Here is a 14333-nt window from a genome sequence, read left to right as displayed (position 1 = left end):
GCCGGCCGTCACGACTGCAGCCACGCTCGGCATGACGCCGATCAAGCAGGACGCCCGCCGCTCGGGAAGCGGCGGGCGTCGAGGGCCGAGCCCGGGGTGGGAAGGGGACGGCTCAGTAGCCGATCAGCAGCGACGGCAGGCCGGTCACCAGGCTCGGGAAGACGGCCATCAGCAGGCAGGCCAGCACGATCAGCGCCACGAAGGGGATCACCGCCTTGTAGAGGTCGAGGGTCTCGACCCCCTTGGGGGCCACGCCCTTGAGGTAGAAGAGCGCGTAGCCGAAGGGTGGCGTGAGGAACGAAGTCTGCAGCACCACGGCCACCATCACCACGAACCACAGCACGTCGATGCCCATGCTCTCGACGATCGGCAGCATGATCGGGAAGCTCAGCAGCACGATGCCGGTCCAGTCCAGGAACATGCCCAGGATGAAGACCAGGAAGAGCATCAGGATCAGCGCTCCGGTGGTGCCGCCGGGCATCGCCATCACCACCTCGTGGATCACCTCCATGCCGCCACCGATGGAGAACACCCCGGTGAAGGCGGTGGCCCCCACCAGCACCAGCATCACCATGGTGGTGGTCTTGCTGGCCTCGATCAGGGTGCGGTAGCAGGTGGACGCCTTGCGATCACCGAAGATCAGGAACAGCAGGAAGGCGATGAAGACGCCGATGGCCGAGGCCTCGGTGGCGGTGGCGATGCCGGTGAACAGCGAGCCGAGCACGCCGAGGATCAGCGCCATCGGCGGCAGCACGTACTTGCCCAGCATCTTCAGAAGCTCGCCGGTGGAGACCTCGGCACGCTCCTCGGCCGGCACCAGGGGGCCGTACTCCGGCTTGAGGTGGCAGATCACCAGCACGTAGAGGGCGTACATCGCGCCGAGCAGCAGGCCCGGCACCAGGGCGCCGGCGAACAGCGCGCCCACCGAGACCGGCGAGTAGCTGGCCATCAGGATCAGCATGATGCTCGGCGGGATCAGGATGCCGAGGCAGCCGCTGGCCATGATCACGCCGGTGCTGAGCTGCTTGTTGTAGCCGTAGTTCAGCATCGGCACCAGGGCGATCATGCCCATCACCGCGATGGAGGCGCCGACGATGCCGGTGGTGGCGGCCAGCAGCACCGAGACCACGACGACCGTGAGGGCCAGGCCGCCGCGCAGGTTGGCCAGCAGCAGGCGCATCGACTCGAACATCTTCTCGGTGACGCCGGAGTCGTTGAGGAAGCGCGCCATCAGGATGAACAGCGGGATGGCCACCAGGACGTAGTTGTCCATGGCGTTGCCGTAGATGTTGTTGATCAGGATGCCCAGCGTATTGGCGCCGGGCCCGAACCAGGCGCCGAGCACGGCGACGCCGCCGAGCACGAAGGCCAGCGGGTGGCCCATGAAGAGGCCGACCAGCAGGCCGCCGAACATGAACAGGGTGAGCATCTCGGCGCTCATGCGGGGGTCTCCTTGCCCAGCGCCTGCACGGCGCGGATGACGATGGCGATGGCCTGCAGCAGCAGCAGGGCGGCGGCGACCACGATCACGCCCTTCACCGGATAGACCGGGATGGCCATCATGCCGTAGGTGGTCTCGCCGCGGCTGAAGGAGCGTTCGAAGAACGCCCAGCCGAGGGTCAGCAGCATCCAGATGAAGGGCACGAAGAAGATCAGGTAGCCGAGGAGTTCGAGGGCCGCCTGCTTGCGGCGCGAGAGCAGGCGCTTGAGCACGTCGACCTCGACGTGGGCATGATGGCGCAGCCCGAAGGCGGCCATCAGCATGAAATGGGCGCCGAACAGCATCTTCGTCACGTCGAAGGCCCAGTCGCTGGGGCGTCCGATGAAGAAGCGCATGGCGATGTCATAGATCACGATCAGCGTGATCACGGCGAGCAGCGGCGCGATCAGGCGTCCGAAGCCCTCGTTGAGGGCGTCGATGGCCCTGGCAATGGCGTTCATGGTGGGAGCTCTCGGCATCGGGCGAAGCGTTCGGGAGGGAGCGGTGAAACCCGGGGCATGGAGGCCGGCCCCGACGGGGCCGGCCCGGGCCGCTTACTGGTTCATGCAGGCCTCGATCTCCTCGAGGGACGGCAGGTCGTCGGTGACGCGGCTCATGTTGTAGGGCACCGAGATGTCACGCCAGTTGGCGTAGTGCTGCAGGTAGCTGATCATGGAGTGATAGACCTTGGCGTGCATCGGGTCCTCGCAGGCGCCCTGGACGATCACCTCGTTGGTGATGCGCTGGATCTCGGCGAGGTCCTCCTCGGAGAGCTGGTTGATCTCGGTGCCGTCCTCGATGAACTTCACCGTGCCCTCGGTGGACTCGCGCTCGGACCAGGCCAGTGACCAGGCCATGGTCGCCTGGGCGGCGATCTTCAGCTTCTCCTGGGTCTCCTCGGAGAGGGCGTCCCAGGCGTCCTGGTTGATCATCACGCCGAACACGCTGGCGGACTGGTGCCAGCCCGGCACGGACCAGTAGTCGGCGACCTCGGAGAAGCCGGCCTTGTAGTCCACGCCCGGGGTGGAGAACTCGGCGCCGTCGACCACGCCGCGCTCGATCGCCTGGTAGATCTCGCCGCCGGCCAGGGTCACCTGGGAGCCGCCGAGCTGCTCGAGCACCCGGCCCTGGTCGCGACCGGAGAGGCGCAGGCGCTTGCCCTCCAGGTCGGCGATGCTCTCGATGGGCGTGCCGCCGCGGAAGCCGGACTCGTTGTTGGTGATGCCGTAGGGCAGGTAGACCATGTTGTAGTCGCCGTAGACCTCCTGGTAGAGCTCGAAGCCGCCCCACTGGTTGATCCAGTTCAGGTAGTCCACGCCGTTGAACAGGCTGGTGGTGGTGGCCAGCGGCGAGAAGGCCGGGCTCAGGCCGGCCCAGTAGCCGGGCCAGTCGCCGGCCGCCTGGATGGCGCCGGTCTGGGTGGCGTCGAACACCTCGGTGCCGGGCATCAGGGTGCCGCCGGCGCGGAAGTTGATGGTCAGCTCGTCACCGGCCAGGGTGTTGACCAGCTCGGCCCAGTGGCGGTCGATCTGGATCAGGTCCAGGTTGTCCGGCCAGGTGGTGGTCATGGTCCAGGTTTCCTGGGCCTGGGCGGTGGTGCTCAGGGCGGCGAGGGCGACGCCGGCGGCGATGCCGGTGAGGGTGAAGGTGCGCAGTGCTGTCATTTTTTGTCCCTTTTGTTGGTTCGAGCGGCGATGCCGATAGGCACCGCGTTGGCCAAGCCGGTCCACCCGCCGCGACCCCGTCGCTCCGACGGCGTCGCGGCGCTCGCCTCAAGCTAGCACGTCGTCCCTGCAGGATTCGATCGCGCTGATGTGAAGATGACGAAGCGTGCTGCCGGCGACAGGGGGCGCGATCCGCGGCGTGTCGGCCCGCCTGGGCGGTAAGCTATGGCATGATAATCAAGGGGTTGCTTTGTGTTTACGTTAACGTAAACGGACGCTCATGGAGAGCATGCAGCGTTGAACGCGGCGCTGACATAGGACCAAAGTGGTAGGTGAGGGCGCCGAGAAAGGCACCTCAGGCAGGGCAGCGGCGACAGGAGGCAACGCCATGAGCGGCAGAGTAGACAGCGAGAGGGACAGCAACGACCGGCAGGCGGGCGCGACCGGCGCCCTGCTGGCCCAGGCGAGACGCCTCGCGCAGTGCCGCTGGCGCGGCCTGGTGTGGCTGACCGGCGAGGCCGAGGCCTGTCGGCGCGAGGCGCTGGGCCTGTGGCATGCGGGCGGCTGGGGCGCGCCCCTGTGGGTCGCCGCCGCGCGCCCCGAGGGCCTCGCGGCCCCGGCCTGGCTGCCGCCGGCCAAGGCCCGCACGCGGCTGGGCGGCGAGCAGGACCTGGTGGTGATCGATACCGTCTCGGCCGAGGACGGCTTCGACCCCGAGGCCTTCGGGGCGCTCTCCGGCACGCTCACCGCCGGCGGCCTGCTGGTGCTGATGACCCCCGCCGACTGGGGGCGGCGCCCCGATGCCGACTACGTCCGCCTGGCCGACCATCCCTGGCGGGTGGAGCGGCTCACCGCCCGCTACCTGGCGCGCCTCGCCCGGCTGCTGTCCGAGGAGGCGCGGGTGATCCGCTGGACGGCGGGGGAGGCGCCGCGACTGCCGGAGCTGCCCGAGGCGCCGCACGAGGCCTCGCCCGCCACCGACGATGACGCCTGCCTGACCCGCGACCAGGCCGAGGCGGTGACCCGGCTGACCCGGCTGCGTCGCCGCCGCCCCCTGGTGCTGACCGCCGATCGCGGCCGCGGCAAGACCGCGGCGCTGGGCATCGCCTGCGCGCGGCTGCTGGCGGCCGGGACTGAGACAGGGTCCGGAGCCGCGGAGGCCGAGATCCTGGTCACCGCCCCGCGCCCGGCGGCGGTGGCCGGGCTCTTCGAGCGCCTGGCGGCGCTCTGCCCCGAGGGCAGGCGCCACGGCCAGGCCTTCGAGGCTCCCGGGGGGCGGGTGCGCTTCCTGGCGCCCGACGAGCTGGCCCGCCTGGCCGAGCAGGGCGAGCTCGGCGGCCCCGGGCGACTGCTGCTGGTGGACGAGGCGGCGGCGATCCCCGCCCCCCTGCTGGGGCGCTGGCTCGAGGCCTTCCCGCGAATCGCCTTCGCCACCACCGTGCACGGCTACGAGGGCTCGGGGCGCGGCTTCGCGCTGCGCTTTCGCGAACGCCTCGAGCGCCAGACGCCCGACTTTCGCGAGTGCCACCTGGCCGCGCCGATCCGCTGGGCGCCGGACGATCCCCTGGAGGCGCTCACCGCCCGGCTGCTGCTGCTGGACGCCGAGCCGGACGCGGCCCGCCCCGGCGACGCGGCGCCCGTCGTGGCGCGCCTGGACCGCGACGCCCTGGCCCATGATGAGCCGCGGCTGCGGGCGCTGTTCGGTCTGCTGGTGCAGGCCCACTACCGCACCACCCCCGCCGACCTGCGCCGGCTGCTGGACGGCCCGGGGGTGACCATCACCACCCTCGAGGCGGGCCCGGTCCTGCAGGGGGTGGCGGTGTGCGGCGACGAAGGGGGCTTTCCGGCCGAGCTCGCCGAGCGGGTGGCCCGGGGCGAGCGTCGCCCGCGCGGCCACCTGCTGGCCCAGTCGCTGGCCGCCCATGCCGGGGAGCGCGAGGCGCTGACCGCGCGCCTGCGGCGGGTGCTGCGCATCGCCGTGCCCGCCGGCCGGCGCCGCCGGGGCGGCGGGCGGCGCCTGCTCGACGATGCCCTCGTGCGGGCCCGGAACGAGGGCATCGACCTGCTGGGGGCGAGCTTCGGCGCCGAGCCGGGCCTGCTGGCGTTCTGGCGCGCGGCAGGCTTTCGCGCGGTGCGCCTGGGACTGACCCGGGAGACCGCCACCGGCGAGCACGCGCTGATGGTGGTGCGGCCCACCAGCGCGGCCGGCGAGGCGCTCGCCGAGAGGCTTACGGCGCGCTTCCAGCGCCAGCTGCCCGGCCTGCTGGCCTTCGAGCTGGCCGCGCTCGAGCCCGCGGTGGCGCTCGCCCTGCTCGCCGAGGGCCCGGCGGGCCCCCTCGACGAGGCGGACCGGCGCGATCTCGAGGACGTGGCCTTCGGCCATCGCGAGCCGGCCCTCGCGCGCCCGGCGATCCAGGCGCTGGTGAGGCGCCGCGCCAGGGCCCACGAAGAGGGACCTGAAGAAGAGGGCGACGAGACGCTGGAGGCGCTGGCGGCCTGGGCCTTCCAGGGGCGCGAGGCGAGCTGGCTGGCGCCGCGCCTGGGCGTCACCGGCAGGAAGGGCGTCCAGGCCTGGCTGCGCGAGGCCGTGGCGCGCCTTCACCAACGCGACGGCGGACTTTCCCCCGCCGAGACCGGGCGGTAGAGTGCCCGCATTCCCTGTCGGACAGAGGCCCCATGAACGCACATCTCGAGCAGCTCTCGCCCCGGCCCCTGTGGCGCCATTTCCGGACCCTGTGCAACACGCCTCGCCCCTCCGGCCATGAGGCCGCCCTGGTGGCGACCCTCGAGCGCTGGGCCGACGGCCTGGGCCTGGCCCACGATCGCGACGCCTTCGGCAACCTGCGCATCCGCAAGCCCGCCACCCCCGGCCACGAGCACGCCCCCGGCGTGATCCTGCAGGGGCACCTGGACATGGTGGCCCAGGCCAACGCCGACCATCCCCACGACTTCACCCGCGATCCCATCGACACCCACGTGGTCGACGGTTGGCTGCACGCCCGCCACACCACCCTGGGCGCCGACAACGGCCTCGGCGTGGCGGCGGCGCTGGCGATCCTCGAGGACGACAGCCTGGTGCACGGCCCGCTGGAGGCCCTCTTCACCCTGGAGGAGGAGTCCTCCATGGGCGGCGCCCTGAACCTGGCCGAGGGATGGCTCGAGGGCCGGGTGCTGCTCAACCTGGACTCCGAGGATCGTGGCCAGGTCTACGTCGGCTGCGCCGGCGGCGCCGACGTCATCGTCGACGCCCAGCTGCCCACCGCGCCGCCGGCGGACGGCGAGGCGGCGTTCTCACTCGCGCTCACCGGGCTCTCCGGCGGCCACTCCGGCATCGATATCCACAAGGGGCGCGGCAACGCCAACCGGCTGCTGGTCAGGGCGCTGCGCGCCCTGGAGCCCCTCGGGGCGCGGCTGGCCGACTACCACGGAGGCACCCTGCGCAACGCCCTGCCCCGTGAGGCCTTCGCCACCCTGCTGCTGCCAAAGGAGGAGCTCGCCGATGCCCGGGCGCGGGTGGCGGCGCTCGCGGACGAGCTGCGCGCCGAGCTCGCCGGCGTCGACGAGGGGCTCGCGCTCTCCCTCACGCCCGCCGACGCGCCGCCGGACGAGGCCCTGACCGCCGAGGCCAGCCACCTGCTGGTGCGGGCCCTGCACGTGGCGCCCTGCGGCGTAGAGCGGATGAGCGTTGCGCTGCCCGGAGTGGTGGAGACCTCCAACAACCTCGGGGTGGTCAGCCTCTCCGCCGGGCGTTTCCACCTCTGCGCCCTGGTGCGCTCGCTGCGCGACAGCGCCACGGCGGACATCGCCGATCGCTTCCGTGCGCTCTTCGAGCTGATCGGCGCCCGTACCCGGGTCGAGAACGCCTATCCCGGCTGGACGCCGAACCCGGCAAGCCCGCTGCTGGCGCGCTTTCGCCGCCTGCATGCCGAGCGGCTGGGCCAGGACCCCGAGGTGAAGGTGATCCATGCGGGCCTCGAGTGCGGCATCCTCGGCGGCAAGTATCCAGGGCTCGACATGATCTCCTTCGGCCCGCAGATCCGCGGCGCCCACTCGCCGGACGAGCGGGTGGAGCTCGCCTCGGTGGAGGAGTTCTGGTCGCTGCTGCGTGCACTGGTGGAGGAGCTGGCCGCGGTGGACGGGGAGGCGCCGGCCGGCGCCGATGGCGCCTCGGGGCGGCGATGACCGCCTGGTGGCAGGCGGCCGGCTCGGCCGGCGGGGTCGCGGTGGCGCTGGCGGGGCTGCTCGCCGTGACCGCCCTGCTGGCGCTGGGCTGGCGGCGCCGCCTGGCGGCCGCCGAGGCGGCGCTCGCCGCCCGGGAGCAGGCCGAGCACGAGCGCGAGGCCGGCGTGCGGCGCCTCGAGCAGGAGCTGGCCCAGAGCGACGCCCAGCTGGACAGCAGCCGCGAGCGCCTGGCGGCCCTCGAGGCCGAGCTCGCCGGTACCCGCGACCGGCTCGCCGAGCAGCGCGAGCGCGCCACCCGGCTCGAGACCGAGCGCGAACAGATGGCGCTGCGCCACCGCGAGCAGCTGGCCCTGCTCGAGGAGGCCCGCGAGCGGCTCAAGGAGGAGTTCCACCAGCTGGCCGGGCGCATCTTCGAGGAGCGCCAGCAGGCCTTCTCCGCCCAGAGCCGCGATGGCCTCGAGGCGACGCTCAAGCCCTTCCGCGAGCAGGTCGACCAGTTCCGCCGCCGGGTCGAGGAGCTCCACGGCCAGCAGAGCCGCGACAGCGGCTCCCTCAAGGCCCAGCTCGAGCAGCTGGCCGGGCTCAACGCCCGCCTCGGCGAGGAGGCCGCGGGGCTCGCCCGGGCACTCAAGGGCGACCAGAAGGCCCAGGGCCACTGGGGCGAGCTGATGCTCGAGACCGTGCTCGAGCGCAGCGGCCTGCGTCGCGACATCGAGTACCGTCGCGAGGTCTCGCTGCAGGGCGACCAGGGGCGCCAGCGCCCCGATGCGGTGATCTACCTGCCCGACGACCGCCACCTGATCGTCGATGCCAAGGTGTCGCTGGTCGCCTGGACCCGGGTGGTCAACGCCGAGGCACAGGACGAACGCGAGGCGGCCATGAAGGCGCACCTGCAGTCGCTGCGCAGCCACGTGGCGGGCCTCTCGGGCAAGGACTACCCGGCCCTGCCGGGGCTCAACTCGCCGGACTTCGTGTTCCTCTTCGTGCCGGTGGAACCGGCCTTCGCCGCCGCCTTCGAGCGCGACCCCTCGCTCTTCCAGGAGGCCTTCGACCGCCAGGTGGTGGTGGTCACCCCGACCACCCTGCTGGCGAGCCTGCGCACCGTGGCGGGCCTGTGGAGCCTGGAGCGCCAGAACGAGAACGCGCGGCTGATCGGCGAGCGGGCCGAGAAGCTGCTGGCCAAGTTCTCCGGCTTCGTCGAGAGCCTGGAGGAGGTGGGGCGCCACCTGGAGCGGGCGAGCGACAGCCAGCGCCGGGCCATGGGGCGCCTCTCCAGCGGCCAGGGCAGCCTGGTGGCCCAGGCCACCGAGCTCGAGCGTCTGGGCGTGCGCATGCGAAAGCCGCTGCCCGCCGAGCTGGTGCGTGCCGCCACCGGCGACCAAGGCGAGGAAGGGGAAGAAGACCCGTCCGACAGAGAGGGCGAGCCGGGCGGAGACGAGTCACCGGCGTCGAATCGCGCCTGAGCTGCTCTTAAGCTCAGAACGCGACCGCCAGACGACAGAACGCCGCCCGAGGGCGGCGTTCCGGGTTCATGCGCGGGGCGGGGCGATCAGCCGAGGTAGGCGCCCAGCATCCACACGGTCTTCTCCTGCTCGCGGATGTAGTCGCCGGCCTGGGCGGCGGTGCCCTCGTCGTCGGCGTCGGAGGCCAGGGAGAGCAGCTCGCGCTGCAGCTCGATCAGCGTCTGGTAGCCCTGGAGCACGCCGCGCACGCAGGCCTCGCCGTCGTGAACGTCCTTGTCCTCCTGGATCCGGGCGATCTTCACGTAGTCGCTGTAGGCGTGGACCGGGGTGTGGCCCAGGGTCAGGATGCGCTCGGCGACCTCGTCGACCTTGATCAGCAGGTCGGTGTAGAACTCCTCGAACTTCTCGTGGAGCTGGAAGAACTGCGGGCCCTTCACGTTCCAGTGATAGCCGCGCACGTTCATGTAGAAGATCTGGTAGTTGGCCAGCAGCTCGTTGAGCTTTTCGGCGAGCTGGCTGGCGCTGGATTCGTGCAGGCCGATGGTGTTGGTGTCGCTCATGCAATGCCTCCTTGATCGCTTGTGGACAGCGTACTGCGGTCGGCGGCTGCGGGTAAGTCGATTCTCTTCATGGCCGCCATAGCCGATGCCAACGAGGTGCGGGCGGCGGCGGCGAGATTCAAGGCCGGCGTGTCGTCGCCGCGGCGTGCGGCCTAGACTGAAGGCAACCGTTTCTGGAGACGACCCGATGCGTGCATGGCTGATATGGCTGCTGCCGGGCGTGCTGGCCGGCTGCCAGATGACGCCGACGACCCTGCCGGTGGCCGAGCCCGCCCCCGCCGCCGAGTGCCGCTGGACCGCGGCGTCCGGCGATGACCTGCCCCGGGTGATCACGGCCCTGGAGGCGGAGGGGTTCGTGGTGCGCCACACCGATGCCTCGCTGGGGCTGGTCAGCGCCGACCGGGCCCGCACCACCATCTACCACGACAACGGCGTCGAACGCCTGCCGCACATCGGCGGCTTCGTGCGCGGCGGCAGCGGGGGGCACATCGGCACGGGCGTGATGCTCGGCATGGGCGGCGGCTTCGGGCCGGGCATCGACGAGGCCACCCGCGCCGAGCGGGTCTCGGTGGTGGTCGACGAGCAAGCGGTGCGCGTGAGCCGCGACATTCGCCTGATCGACTGGCGGGGCGACCTGCGCGAATCGCGCAGTGCCAGCGACGCCGACTTCTGCCGCGACCTGCGTAACGCCATCCGGGCCGTGCCGGCCGGGGGGAAGTCATGATGCGCGCGCTGCTCCCCCTGCTGCTGATCGCCTGGCTCGCCGGCTGTGCCGCCTCGCCCCCCGGCGCGCCGGTCGAGCGACGTCTGGCGGCCACGCCCGAGGCGACCCTGCGCGAGGCGATGGCGCTGCTGATGGAGCGTGGCTACGTGATTCGCCATGCCGACATTGATCTGGGGCGGCTGGACGCCGTGCTGGCCCGCATGCCGGGCTATGGCATTGCGCTTCGCGTCTCGCCGGGCGTCGAGGGAGGAAGCCGGATCGAGGCCCTCGCCACCCGGGGCGGCCGGGCGCTGCCGCCCGACCTGCTGGCTCCCTGGCTCGCCGACCTCGAGGCGCGACTGCGGCCTTCCCCCTGAGGCCGACGCCGCGTTCCTGTGGCCTCGGCCCCGGTCTCCTCAGCCTCGTTCGCCGGCGTCCAGGTCCAGCCGCTCCAGCTCGGCCAGGATGCGGGCGCGCATGTCGGCCAGGGCGTCCGGGTCGTAGGGCTCGGCCTGGCCGTGGCCCCACACCGGCGCCGGCCAGGCGGCGTCCTCGCGGCGACGCACCACGGCGTGCACGTGCAGCTGGGCGACCACGTTGCCGAGGCTCGCGAGATTGAGCTTGTCGCCCTCCAGCGCCTCGAGCAGGGCCCGGCCGACCGCGGTGGCCTCCCGCCACAGCTGACGCTGGTCGGCCTCGTCGAGGTCGAACACCTCGCTGACCGCCTGGCGGCGCGGCACCAGCACCAGCCAGGGAAAGCGCGCGTCGTCCATCAGCCGCAGCTGGCACAGCGGCAGCTCGGTGATCGGGTAGGTGTCCGCCACCAGGCGGGCATCGGGTTCGAAATCCTGCATCGCTGCTCTCCTTTCGCCAGGGCATCCCTGTGGCGCCCATGATGGCACAGCGGGGCCGGGCGGTCAGATTCCCCCGGCCGGGCGGGGCCGGTATGCTGGACGGCCTTCGACTCGCTACGCACGGACGCCATCATGACGCTGCTCGAGGCCCTCGCCCTGCTGACCATCGGCACCCTGGCCGGTTTCATCAACGTGCTCGCCGCGGGGGGCTCGATGCTGACGCTGCCGCTGCTGATGTTCCTGGGGCTGCCGCCCCAGGCGGCCAACGGCACCAACCGGGTCTCCGTGGCTTTTCAGAGCGTCTCGGCGGTCACCAGCTTCCTGCGCGCCGGCGCCTCCTACCTGGGGCTCTCCCTGCGGCTGTCGGTGCCGGCGGTCGCCGGCTCGCTGCTCGGCGCCTGGCTGGCCCTGCAGACCGACGACGCCCTGTTCGAGGCGATCCTGATCGCGGTGATGGCGGGCTCGGCGGTGCTGATGCTGCTCCCTCAGCCGCGGGTGGAGACCCGCCCGCTCACCGCCGAGCGCCTCACCCCCGCCGTCTACCTGGCGATGTTCGCCATCGGCCTCTATGGCGGCTTCATCCAGATCGGGGTGGGGATCCTCTTCATCGTGGTGCTCTACCGCATGCTGAAGATCGACCTGGCCCAGGTGAACGTCTTCAAGGTGCTGATCGTGCTGGTCTATACCCTGCCGGCCCTGGCGATCTTCCTGGTCAACGACCAGGTGCGCTGGGGCTACGGCCTGATGCTGGCGGCGGGCAGCATGCTGGGCGCCTGGCTGGCGGTGAAGGTCAACATGAGCCCGCGCGGGGCCCTGATCGTCAAGTGGCTGACCCTCGCGGTCATCGCGGCGATCATCCTGCGCCTGCTGCTGGGATAGCCGTTCGATGATGGCGGCGGTCGCGTGCTAGATTCAAAGGGCATGATCGATTGACTGCACATCGGAAAGCTCGAGGAGGCAAGCATGAAACGGACACTCGCACTGGGACTCGTCGCGCTGTTCGCCGTGTCGCTGCTTAGCGGCTGCAACACCATCCGCGGCGCCGGCCAGGACATCGAGGAGGGTGGTGAGGCCATCCAGAAATCCAGCTACTGATCAGCGTATGGGGGGCGACCCGCCGGAACGGTGACCGATCGTTCCGGGCCCTCCACCATGGAAGAGGAGAAGACCATGCGCTCTAAGGCCCTCGCGCCGATCGCCGCCGCCCTGCTGCTGGCCGGCTGCGCCGGCGGATCGACCACTCCCGATCCGGCGCCCGCGCCGCCTCCGCCCGAGGTGACCGCCGGCAGCGACTGCGATGCCACCTCGCTTCAGGATCGGCTCGGGCAGCGCTTCACCGCCGCCCTCGGCGAGGCGCTGCAGGCCGAGAGCGGCGCGGCCACCCTCAGGGTGCTGCACCCCGGGACCGTCGCGACCCTCGACTACCGCCAGGATCGCCTCAACGTGCGCCTGGACGAGCGCGATATCATCACCGCCATCGACTGCGGCTGAGCGTCACCGCCGCCCTCCTAGGGCTCGCCGTGCTCCGCCAGGGTGCGGCGCTCCTCCTCCTCGGCCTGCTTGCGCAGCTTCTTGCGCAGGGCCGCCTTCTCGAAGCGCAGCTTCTGCAGCCGGGTCTCCAGCCGTAGCGGCGGCACCCGCGCCGGCTTGCCGTGGTCGTCGACGGCGACCATGGTCAGGTAGCAGCTGTTGGTGTGGCGGATCATCTTGTGGCGGATGTCCTCGGCCACCACCTTGATGCCGATCTCCATGGAGGAGCTGCCCACGTGGTTGACGCAGGCCAGGAAGGTGACCAGCTCGCCGACGTGGATCGGCTGCTTGAACAGCACCTGATCGACGGAGAGCGTCACCACGTAGTGGCCGGCGTAGCGGCTGGCGCAGGCGTAGGCCACCTCGTCGAGCTTCTTCAGGATGGCGCCGCCGTGCACCTTGCCGCTGAAGTTGGCCATGTCCGGGGTCATCAGCACGGTCATCGAGAGTTCGTGCTGGCCGGGGAGGGTCTGGTCGTCCATCGCTTGGGTCCCGTGAAGGTTTCATGAAGCATAACGCCTCGCCCCCGCAAGCGGGAGCGAGGCGTCGGCGGATCGCGCTCGGGCGGGCCGGGTCAGAACCAGGTCAGGCCGACGGCGATGATGATGCCGGTGATCAGCAGCTGGATCAGGCAGAAGCCCATGATGTCCTTGGCCTTGAGGCCGGCGATGCCGAGCACCGGCAGCGCCCAGAAGGGCTGCAGCAGGTTGGTCCAGGCGTCGCCCCAGGCCACGGCCATGGCCACCCGGGGGATGTCCACGCCCAGCGCCTGGGCGGCCGGCAGCATCACCGGCGCCTGCACGGCCCACTGGCCGCCGCCGGAGGGCACGAAGATGTTGACGATGCCGGCGCTGATGAAGGACCAGAAGGGCAGGGTCGCCTCGGTGGCGAAGGAGATCAGCGCGCCGGACAGCGTCTCGGCGAGCCCGGACTGCACCATGATCGCCATGATCCCGGCGTAGAAGGGGAACTGGATGACGATGCCGGCGCCGCCCTTGATCGCCTCGTGCAGGCTGTTGAGCAGGCTCTGGGGCGTGCGGTGCAGCACGATGGCCAGGAACAGGAACAGGAAGTTCACCACGTTCAGGTTGAGGCCGCCGCCCTGGAGCACGAAGTGGTCGAACAGGAACAGCAGGCCGGGGATGCCGACCAGCCAGGCGAGGGTGGTGCTGTTCTCGAGGCGCTCGGCCGGGCGGGTGATGCGCGGCCGCTTCGTCTCGGTCTCGCCGAGCAGCGCGGGGTCGATGTAGACGCTGTCCTTCTCGTCCGGGAGCATCATCCGGTTGACCAGCGGCACCGCCACGAACAGGCAGAGCACGATGGCGACGTTGAACAGCGAGAAGATGGTCTCGCCGGTGCCGATCACGCCGATCTGCTCGACGGCGAAGTGCCCCTCGGTGGCGATCACCAGCGGCACGGAGCCAGCCAGCCCGCCGTGCCAGACCACGAAGCCGGAGTAGGCGCTGGCCACCAGCAGGCGATAGTCGACCTTGATCTGGCGGGCCAGCTCCTTGGCGAACAGCGCGCCGACCACCAGGCCGAACCCCCAGTTGATCCAGCTGGCGGCCAGCGAGACCAGGGTCACCAGCAGGATGGCGGCGCCGGCGTTGTTGGCCAGGCCGGCGAGTCTCTGCAGCAGGCGGCTGACGGGGGGTGAGCTGGCCAGCATGAAGCCGGTGACCAGCACCAGCAGCATCTGCATCGAGAAGGTCAGCAGGTTCCAGAAGCCGTCGCCCCAGAAACGCAGCACCGCCAGCGGGGTCTGGCGCTCCACGGCGATCGCCGCGGCGGCGGCGATGACCGTCAGCAGCAGCACGAAGATGTAGGGGTCGGGCAGATACCTCTCGACCAGCTTGACGGCCGGCCGCGATAGAGCCTTGAGCATGAGAGTTCCCTT

The 14333-nt window shown here is 71.2% G+C and carries 15 protein-coding genes; 8 read left to right on the top strand and 7 right to left on the bottom strand.

Going from position 1 to position 14333, the window contains the following annotated elements:
• Positions 1-112: 112 nt before the first annotated feature.
• The 3 genes from C9F13_RS17125 to dctP all read right to left on the bottom strand — a co-directional run bounded on the left by C9F13_RS17125 (position 113) and on the right by dctP (position 3144).
• Positions 113-1441, bottom strand: coding sequence for a TRAP transporter large permease (locus tag C9F13_RS17125; protein ID WP_108447460.1), 1329 nt, complete (start codon positions 1439-1441; stop codon positions 113-115).
• On the bottom strand, positions 1438-1941 hold the full coding sequence (locus C9F13_RS17120; protein ID WP_108447459.1) for a TRAP transporter small permease subunit: 504 nt from the start codon (positions 1939-1941) through the stop codon (positions 1438-1440). The genes C9F13_RS17125 and C9F13_RS17120 overlap by 4 nt, the downstream gene beginning before the upstream one ends.
• 93 nt (positions 1942-2034) lie before the next feature.
• Positions 2035-3144, bottom strand: coding sequence for a TRAP transporter substrate-binding protein DctP (dctP, locus tag C9F13_RS17115; RefSeq protein WP_108447458.1), 1110 nt, complete (start codon positions 3142-3144; stop codon positions 2035-2037).
• 388 nt (positions 3145-3532) lie between these two features.
• On the opposite strand from dctP, the gene C9F13_RS17110 reads away from it, so the two are divergent.
• The 3 genes from C9F13_RS17110 to C9F13_RS17100 are packed head-to-tail and all read left to right on the top strand — an operon-like array spanning position 3533 to position 8789.
• Complete coding sequence (locus C9F13_RS17110; RefSeq protein WP_108447457.1) at positions 3533-5788, top strand: tRNA(Met) cytidine acetyltransferase TmcA; 2256 nt, start codon at positions 3533-3535, stop codon at positions 5786-5788.
• A gap of 32 nt (positions 5789-5820) precedes the next feature.
• On the top strand, positions 5821-7326 hold the full coding sequence (locus tag C9F13_RS17105; RefSeq protein WP_108447456.1) for an aminoacyl-histidine dipeptidase: 1506 nt from the start codon (positions 5821-5823) through the stop codon (positions 7324-7326).
• A complete protein-coding gene (locus tag C9F13_RS17100; RefSeq protein WP_108447455.1) occupies positions 7323-8789 on the top strand; it encodes a DNA recombination protein RmuC in 1467 nt (488 codons plus the stop codon). The genes C9F13_RS17105 and C9F13_RS17100 overlap by 4 nt, the downstream gene beginning before the upstream one ends.
• An 86-nt stretch (positions 8790-8875) precedes the next feature.
• On the opposite strand, the gene C9F13_RS17095 is transcribed toward C9F13_RS17100, so the two are convergent.
• Complete coding sequence (locus tag C9F13_RS17095; protein WP_108447454.1) at positions 8876-9349, bottom strand: Dps family protein; 474 nt, start codon at positions 9347-9349, stop codon at positions 8876-8878.
• 187 nt (positions 9350-9536) lie between these two features.
• Between C9F13_RS17095 and C9F13_RS17090 the strand changes: the two genes are divergently transcribed.
• Together C9F13_RS17090 and C9F13_RS17085 are read left to right on the top strand one after the other, a co-directional pair.
• The gene (locus C9F13_RS17090; protein ID WP_108447453.1) at positions 9537-10073 is read left to right on the top strand and encodes a hypothetical protein; all 537 of its coding nucleotides are present in this window, start codon (positions 9537-9539) and stop codon (positions 10071-10073) included.
• Positions 10073-10429, top strand: a complete 357-nt coding sequence (locus C9F13_RS17085) for a hypothetical protein (protein WP_245888822.1) — start codon at positions 10073-10075, stop codon at positions 10427-10429. Before C9F13_RS17090 ends, C9F13_RS17085 begins: the two co-directional genes overlap by 1 nt.
• Before the next feature lie 39 nt (positions 10430-10468).
• On the opposite strand, the gene C9F13_RS17080 is transcribed toward C9F13_RS17085, so the two are convergent.
• Positions 10469-10906, bottom strand: coding sequence for an HIT domain-containing protein (locus tag C9F13_RS17080; protein WP_108447451.1), 438 nt, complete (start codon positions 10904-10906; stop codon positions 10469-10471).
• Between the two features lie 132 nt (positions 10907-11038).
• Here C9F13_RS17080 and C9F13_RS17075 point away from each other — a divergent pair, with 132 nt between their 5' ends.
• The 3 genes from C9F13_RS17075 to C9F13_RS17065 all read left to right on the top strand — a co-directional run bounded on the left by C9F13_RS17075 (position 11039) and on the right by C9F13_RS17065 (position 12397).
• A complete protein-coding gene (locus C9F13_RS17075; protein WP_108447450.1) occupies positions 11039-11785 on the top strand; it encodes a sulfite exporter TauE/SafE family protein in 747 nt (248 codons plus the stop codon).
• An 84-nt stretch (positions 11786-11869) separates the two neighbouring features.
• Positions 11870-12001, top strand: coding sequence for an entericidin A/B family lipoprotein (locus C9F13_RS17070; protein WP_108447449.1), 132 nt, complete (start codon positions 11870-11872; stop codon positions 11999-12001).
• Between the two features lie 75 nt (positions 12002-12076).
• The gene (locus C9F13_RS17065) at positions 12077-12397 is read left to right on the top strand and encodes an I78 family peptidase inhibitor (RefSeq protein ID WP_108447448.1); all 321 of its coding nucleotides are present in this window, start codon (positions 12077-12079) and stop codon (positions 12395-12397) included.
• A 17-nt stretch (positions 12398-12414) separates the two neighbouring features.
• On the opposite strand, the gene C9F13_RS17060 is transcribed toward C9F13_RS17065, so the two are convergent.
• Positions 12415-12918, bottom strand: coding sequence for an acyl-CoA thioesterase (locus tag C9F13_RS17060; RefSeq protein WP_108447447.1), 504 nt, complete (start codon positions 12916-12918; stop codon positions 12415-12417).
• A gap of 92 nt (positions 12919-13010) precedes the next feature.
• The gene (locus C9F13_RS17055) at positions 13011-14321 is read right to left on the bottom strand and encodes a short-chain fatty acid transporter (RefSeq protein ID WP_108447446.1); all 1311 of its coding nucleotides are present in this window, start codon (positions 14319-14321) and stop codon (positions 13011-13013) included.
• Positions 14322-14333: the final 12 nt, after the last annotated feature.

This window comes from Halomonas denitrificans, from assembly GCF_003056305.1.
Classification (GTDB): Bacteria; Pseudomonadota; Gammaproteobacteria; order Pseudomonadales; family Halomonadaceae; genus Halomonas; species Halomonas denitrificans.
Note: the sequence above shows the minus strand (reverse complement) of the source record. Positions and strands in the feature narration are given on the sequence as shown.

Coding starts and splice junctions, on each gene's coding strand:
- C9F13_RS17125 (WP_108447460.1), bottom strand. CDS start 1,441: ATGAGCGCCGAGATGCTCACCCTGTTCATGTTCGGCGGCCTGCTGGTC.
- C9F13_RS17120 (WP_108447459.1), bottom strand. CDS start 1,941: ATGAACGCCATTGCCAGGGCCATCGACGCCCTCAACGAGGGCTTCGGA.
- dctP (WP_108447458.1), bottom strand. CDS start 3,144: ATGACAGCACTGCGCACCTTCACCCTCACCGGCATCGCCGCCGGCGTC.
- C9F13_RS17110 (WP_108447457.1), top strand. CDS start 3,533: ATGAGCGGCAGAGTAGACAGCGAGAGGGACAGCAACGACCGGCAGGCG.
- C9F13_RS17105 (WP_108447456.1), top strand. CDS start 5,821: ATGAACGCACATCTCGAGCAGCTCTCGCCCCGGCCCCTGTGGCGCCAT.
- C9F13_RS17100 (WP_108447455.1), top strand. CDS start 7,323: ATGACCGCCTGGTGGCAGGCGGCCGGCTCGGCCGGCGGGGTCGCGGTG.
- C9F13_RS17095 (WP_108447454.1), bottom strand. CDS start 9,349: ATGAGCGACACCAACACCATCGGCCTGCACGAATCCAGCGCCAGCCAG.
- C9F13_RS17090 (WP_108447453.1), top strand. CDS start 9,537: ATGCGTGCATGGCTGATATGGCTGCTGCCGGGCGTGCTGGCCGGCTGC.
- C9F13_RS17085 (WP_245888822.1), top strand. CDS start 10,073: ATGCGCGCGCTGCTCCCCCTGCTGCTGATCGCCTGGCTCGCCGGCTGT.
- C9F13_RS17080 (WP_108447451.1), bottom strand. CDS start 10,906: ATGCAGGATTTCGAACCCGATGCCCGCCTGGTGGCGGACACCTACCCG.
- C9F13_RS17075 (WP_108447450.1), top strand. CDS start 11,039: ATGACGCTGCTCGAGGCCCTCGCCCTGCTGACCATCGGCACCCTGGCC.
- C9F13_RS17070 (WP_108447449.1), top strand. CDS start 11,870: ATGAAACGGACACTCGCACTGGGACTCGTCGCGCTGTTCGCCGTGTCG.
- C9F13_RS17065 (WP_108447448.1), top strand. CDS start 12,077: ATGCGCTCTAAGGCCCTCGCGCCGATCGCCGCCGCCCTGCTGCTGGCC.
- C9F13_RS17060 (WP_108447447.1), bottom strand. CDS start 12,918: ATGGACGACCAGACCCTCCCCGGCCAGCACGAACTCTCGATGACCGTG.
- C9F13_RS17055 (WP_108447446.1), bottom strand. CDS start 14,321: ATGCTCAAGGCTCTATCGCGGCCGGCCGTCAAGCTGGTCGAGAGGTAT.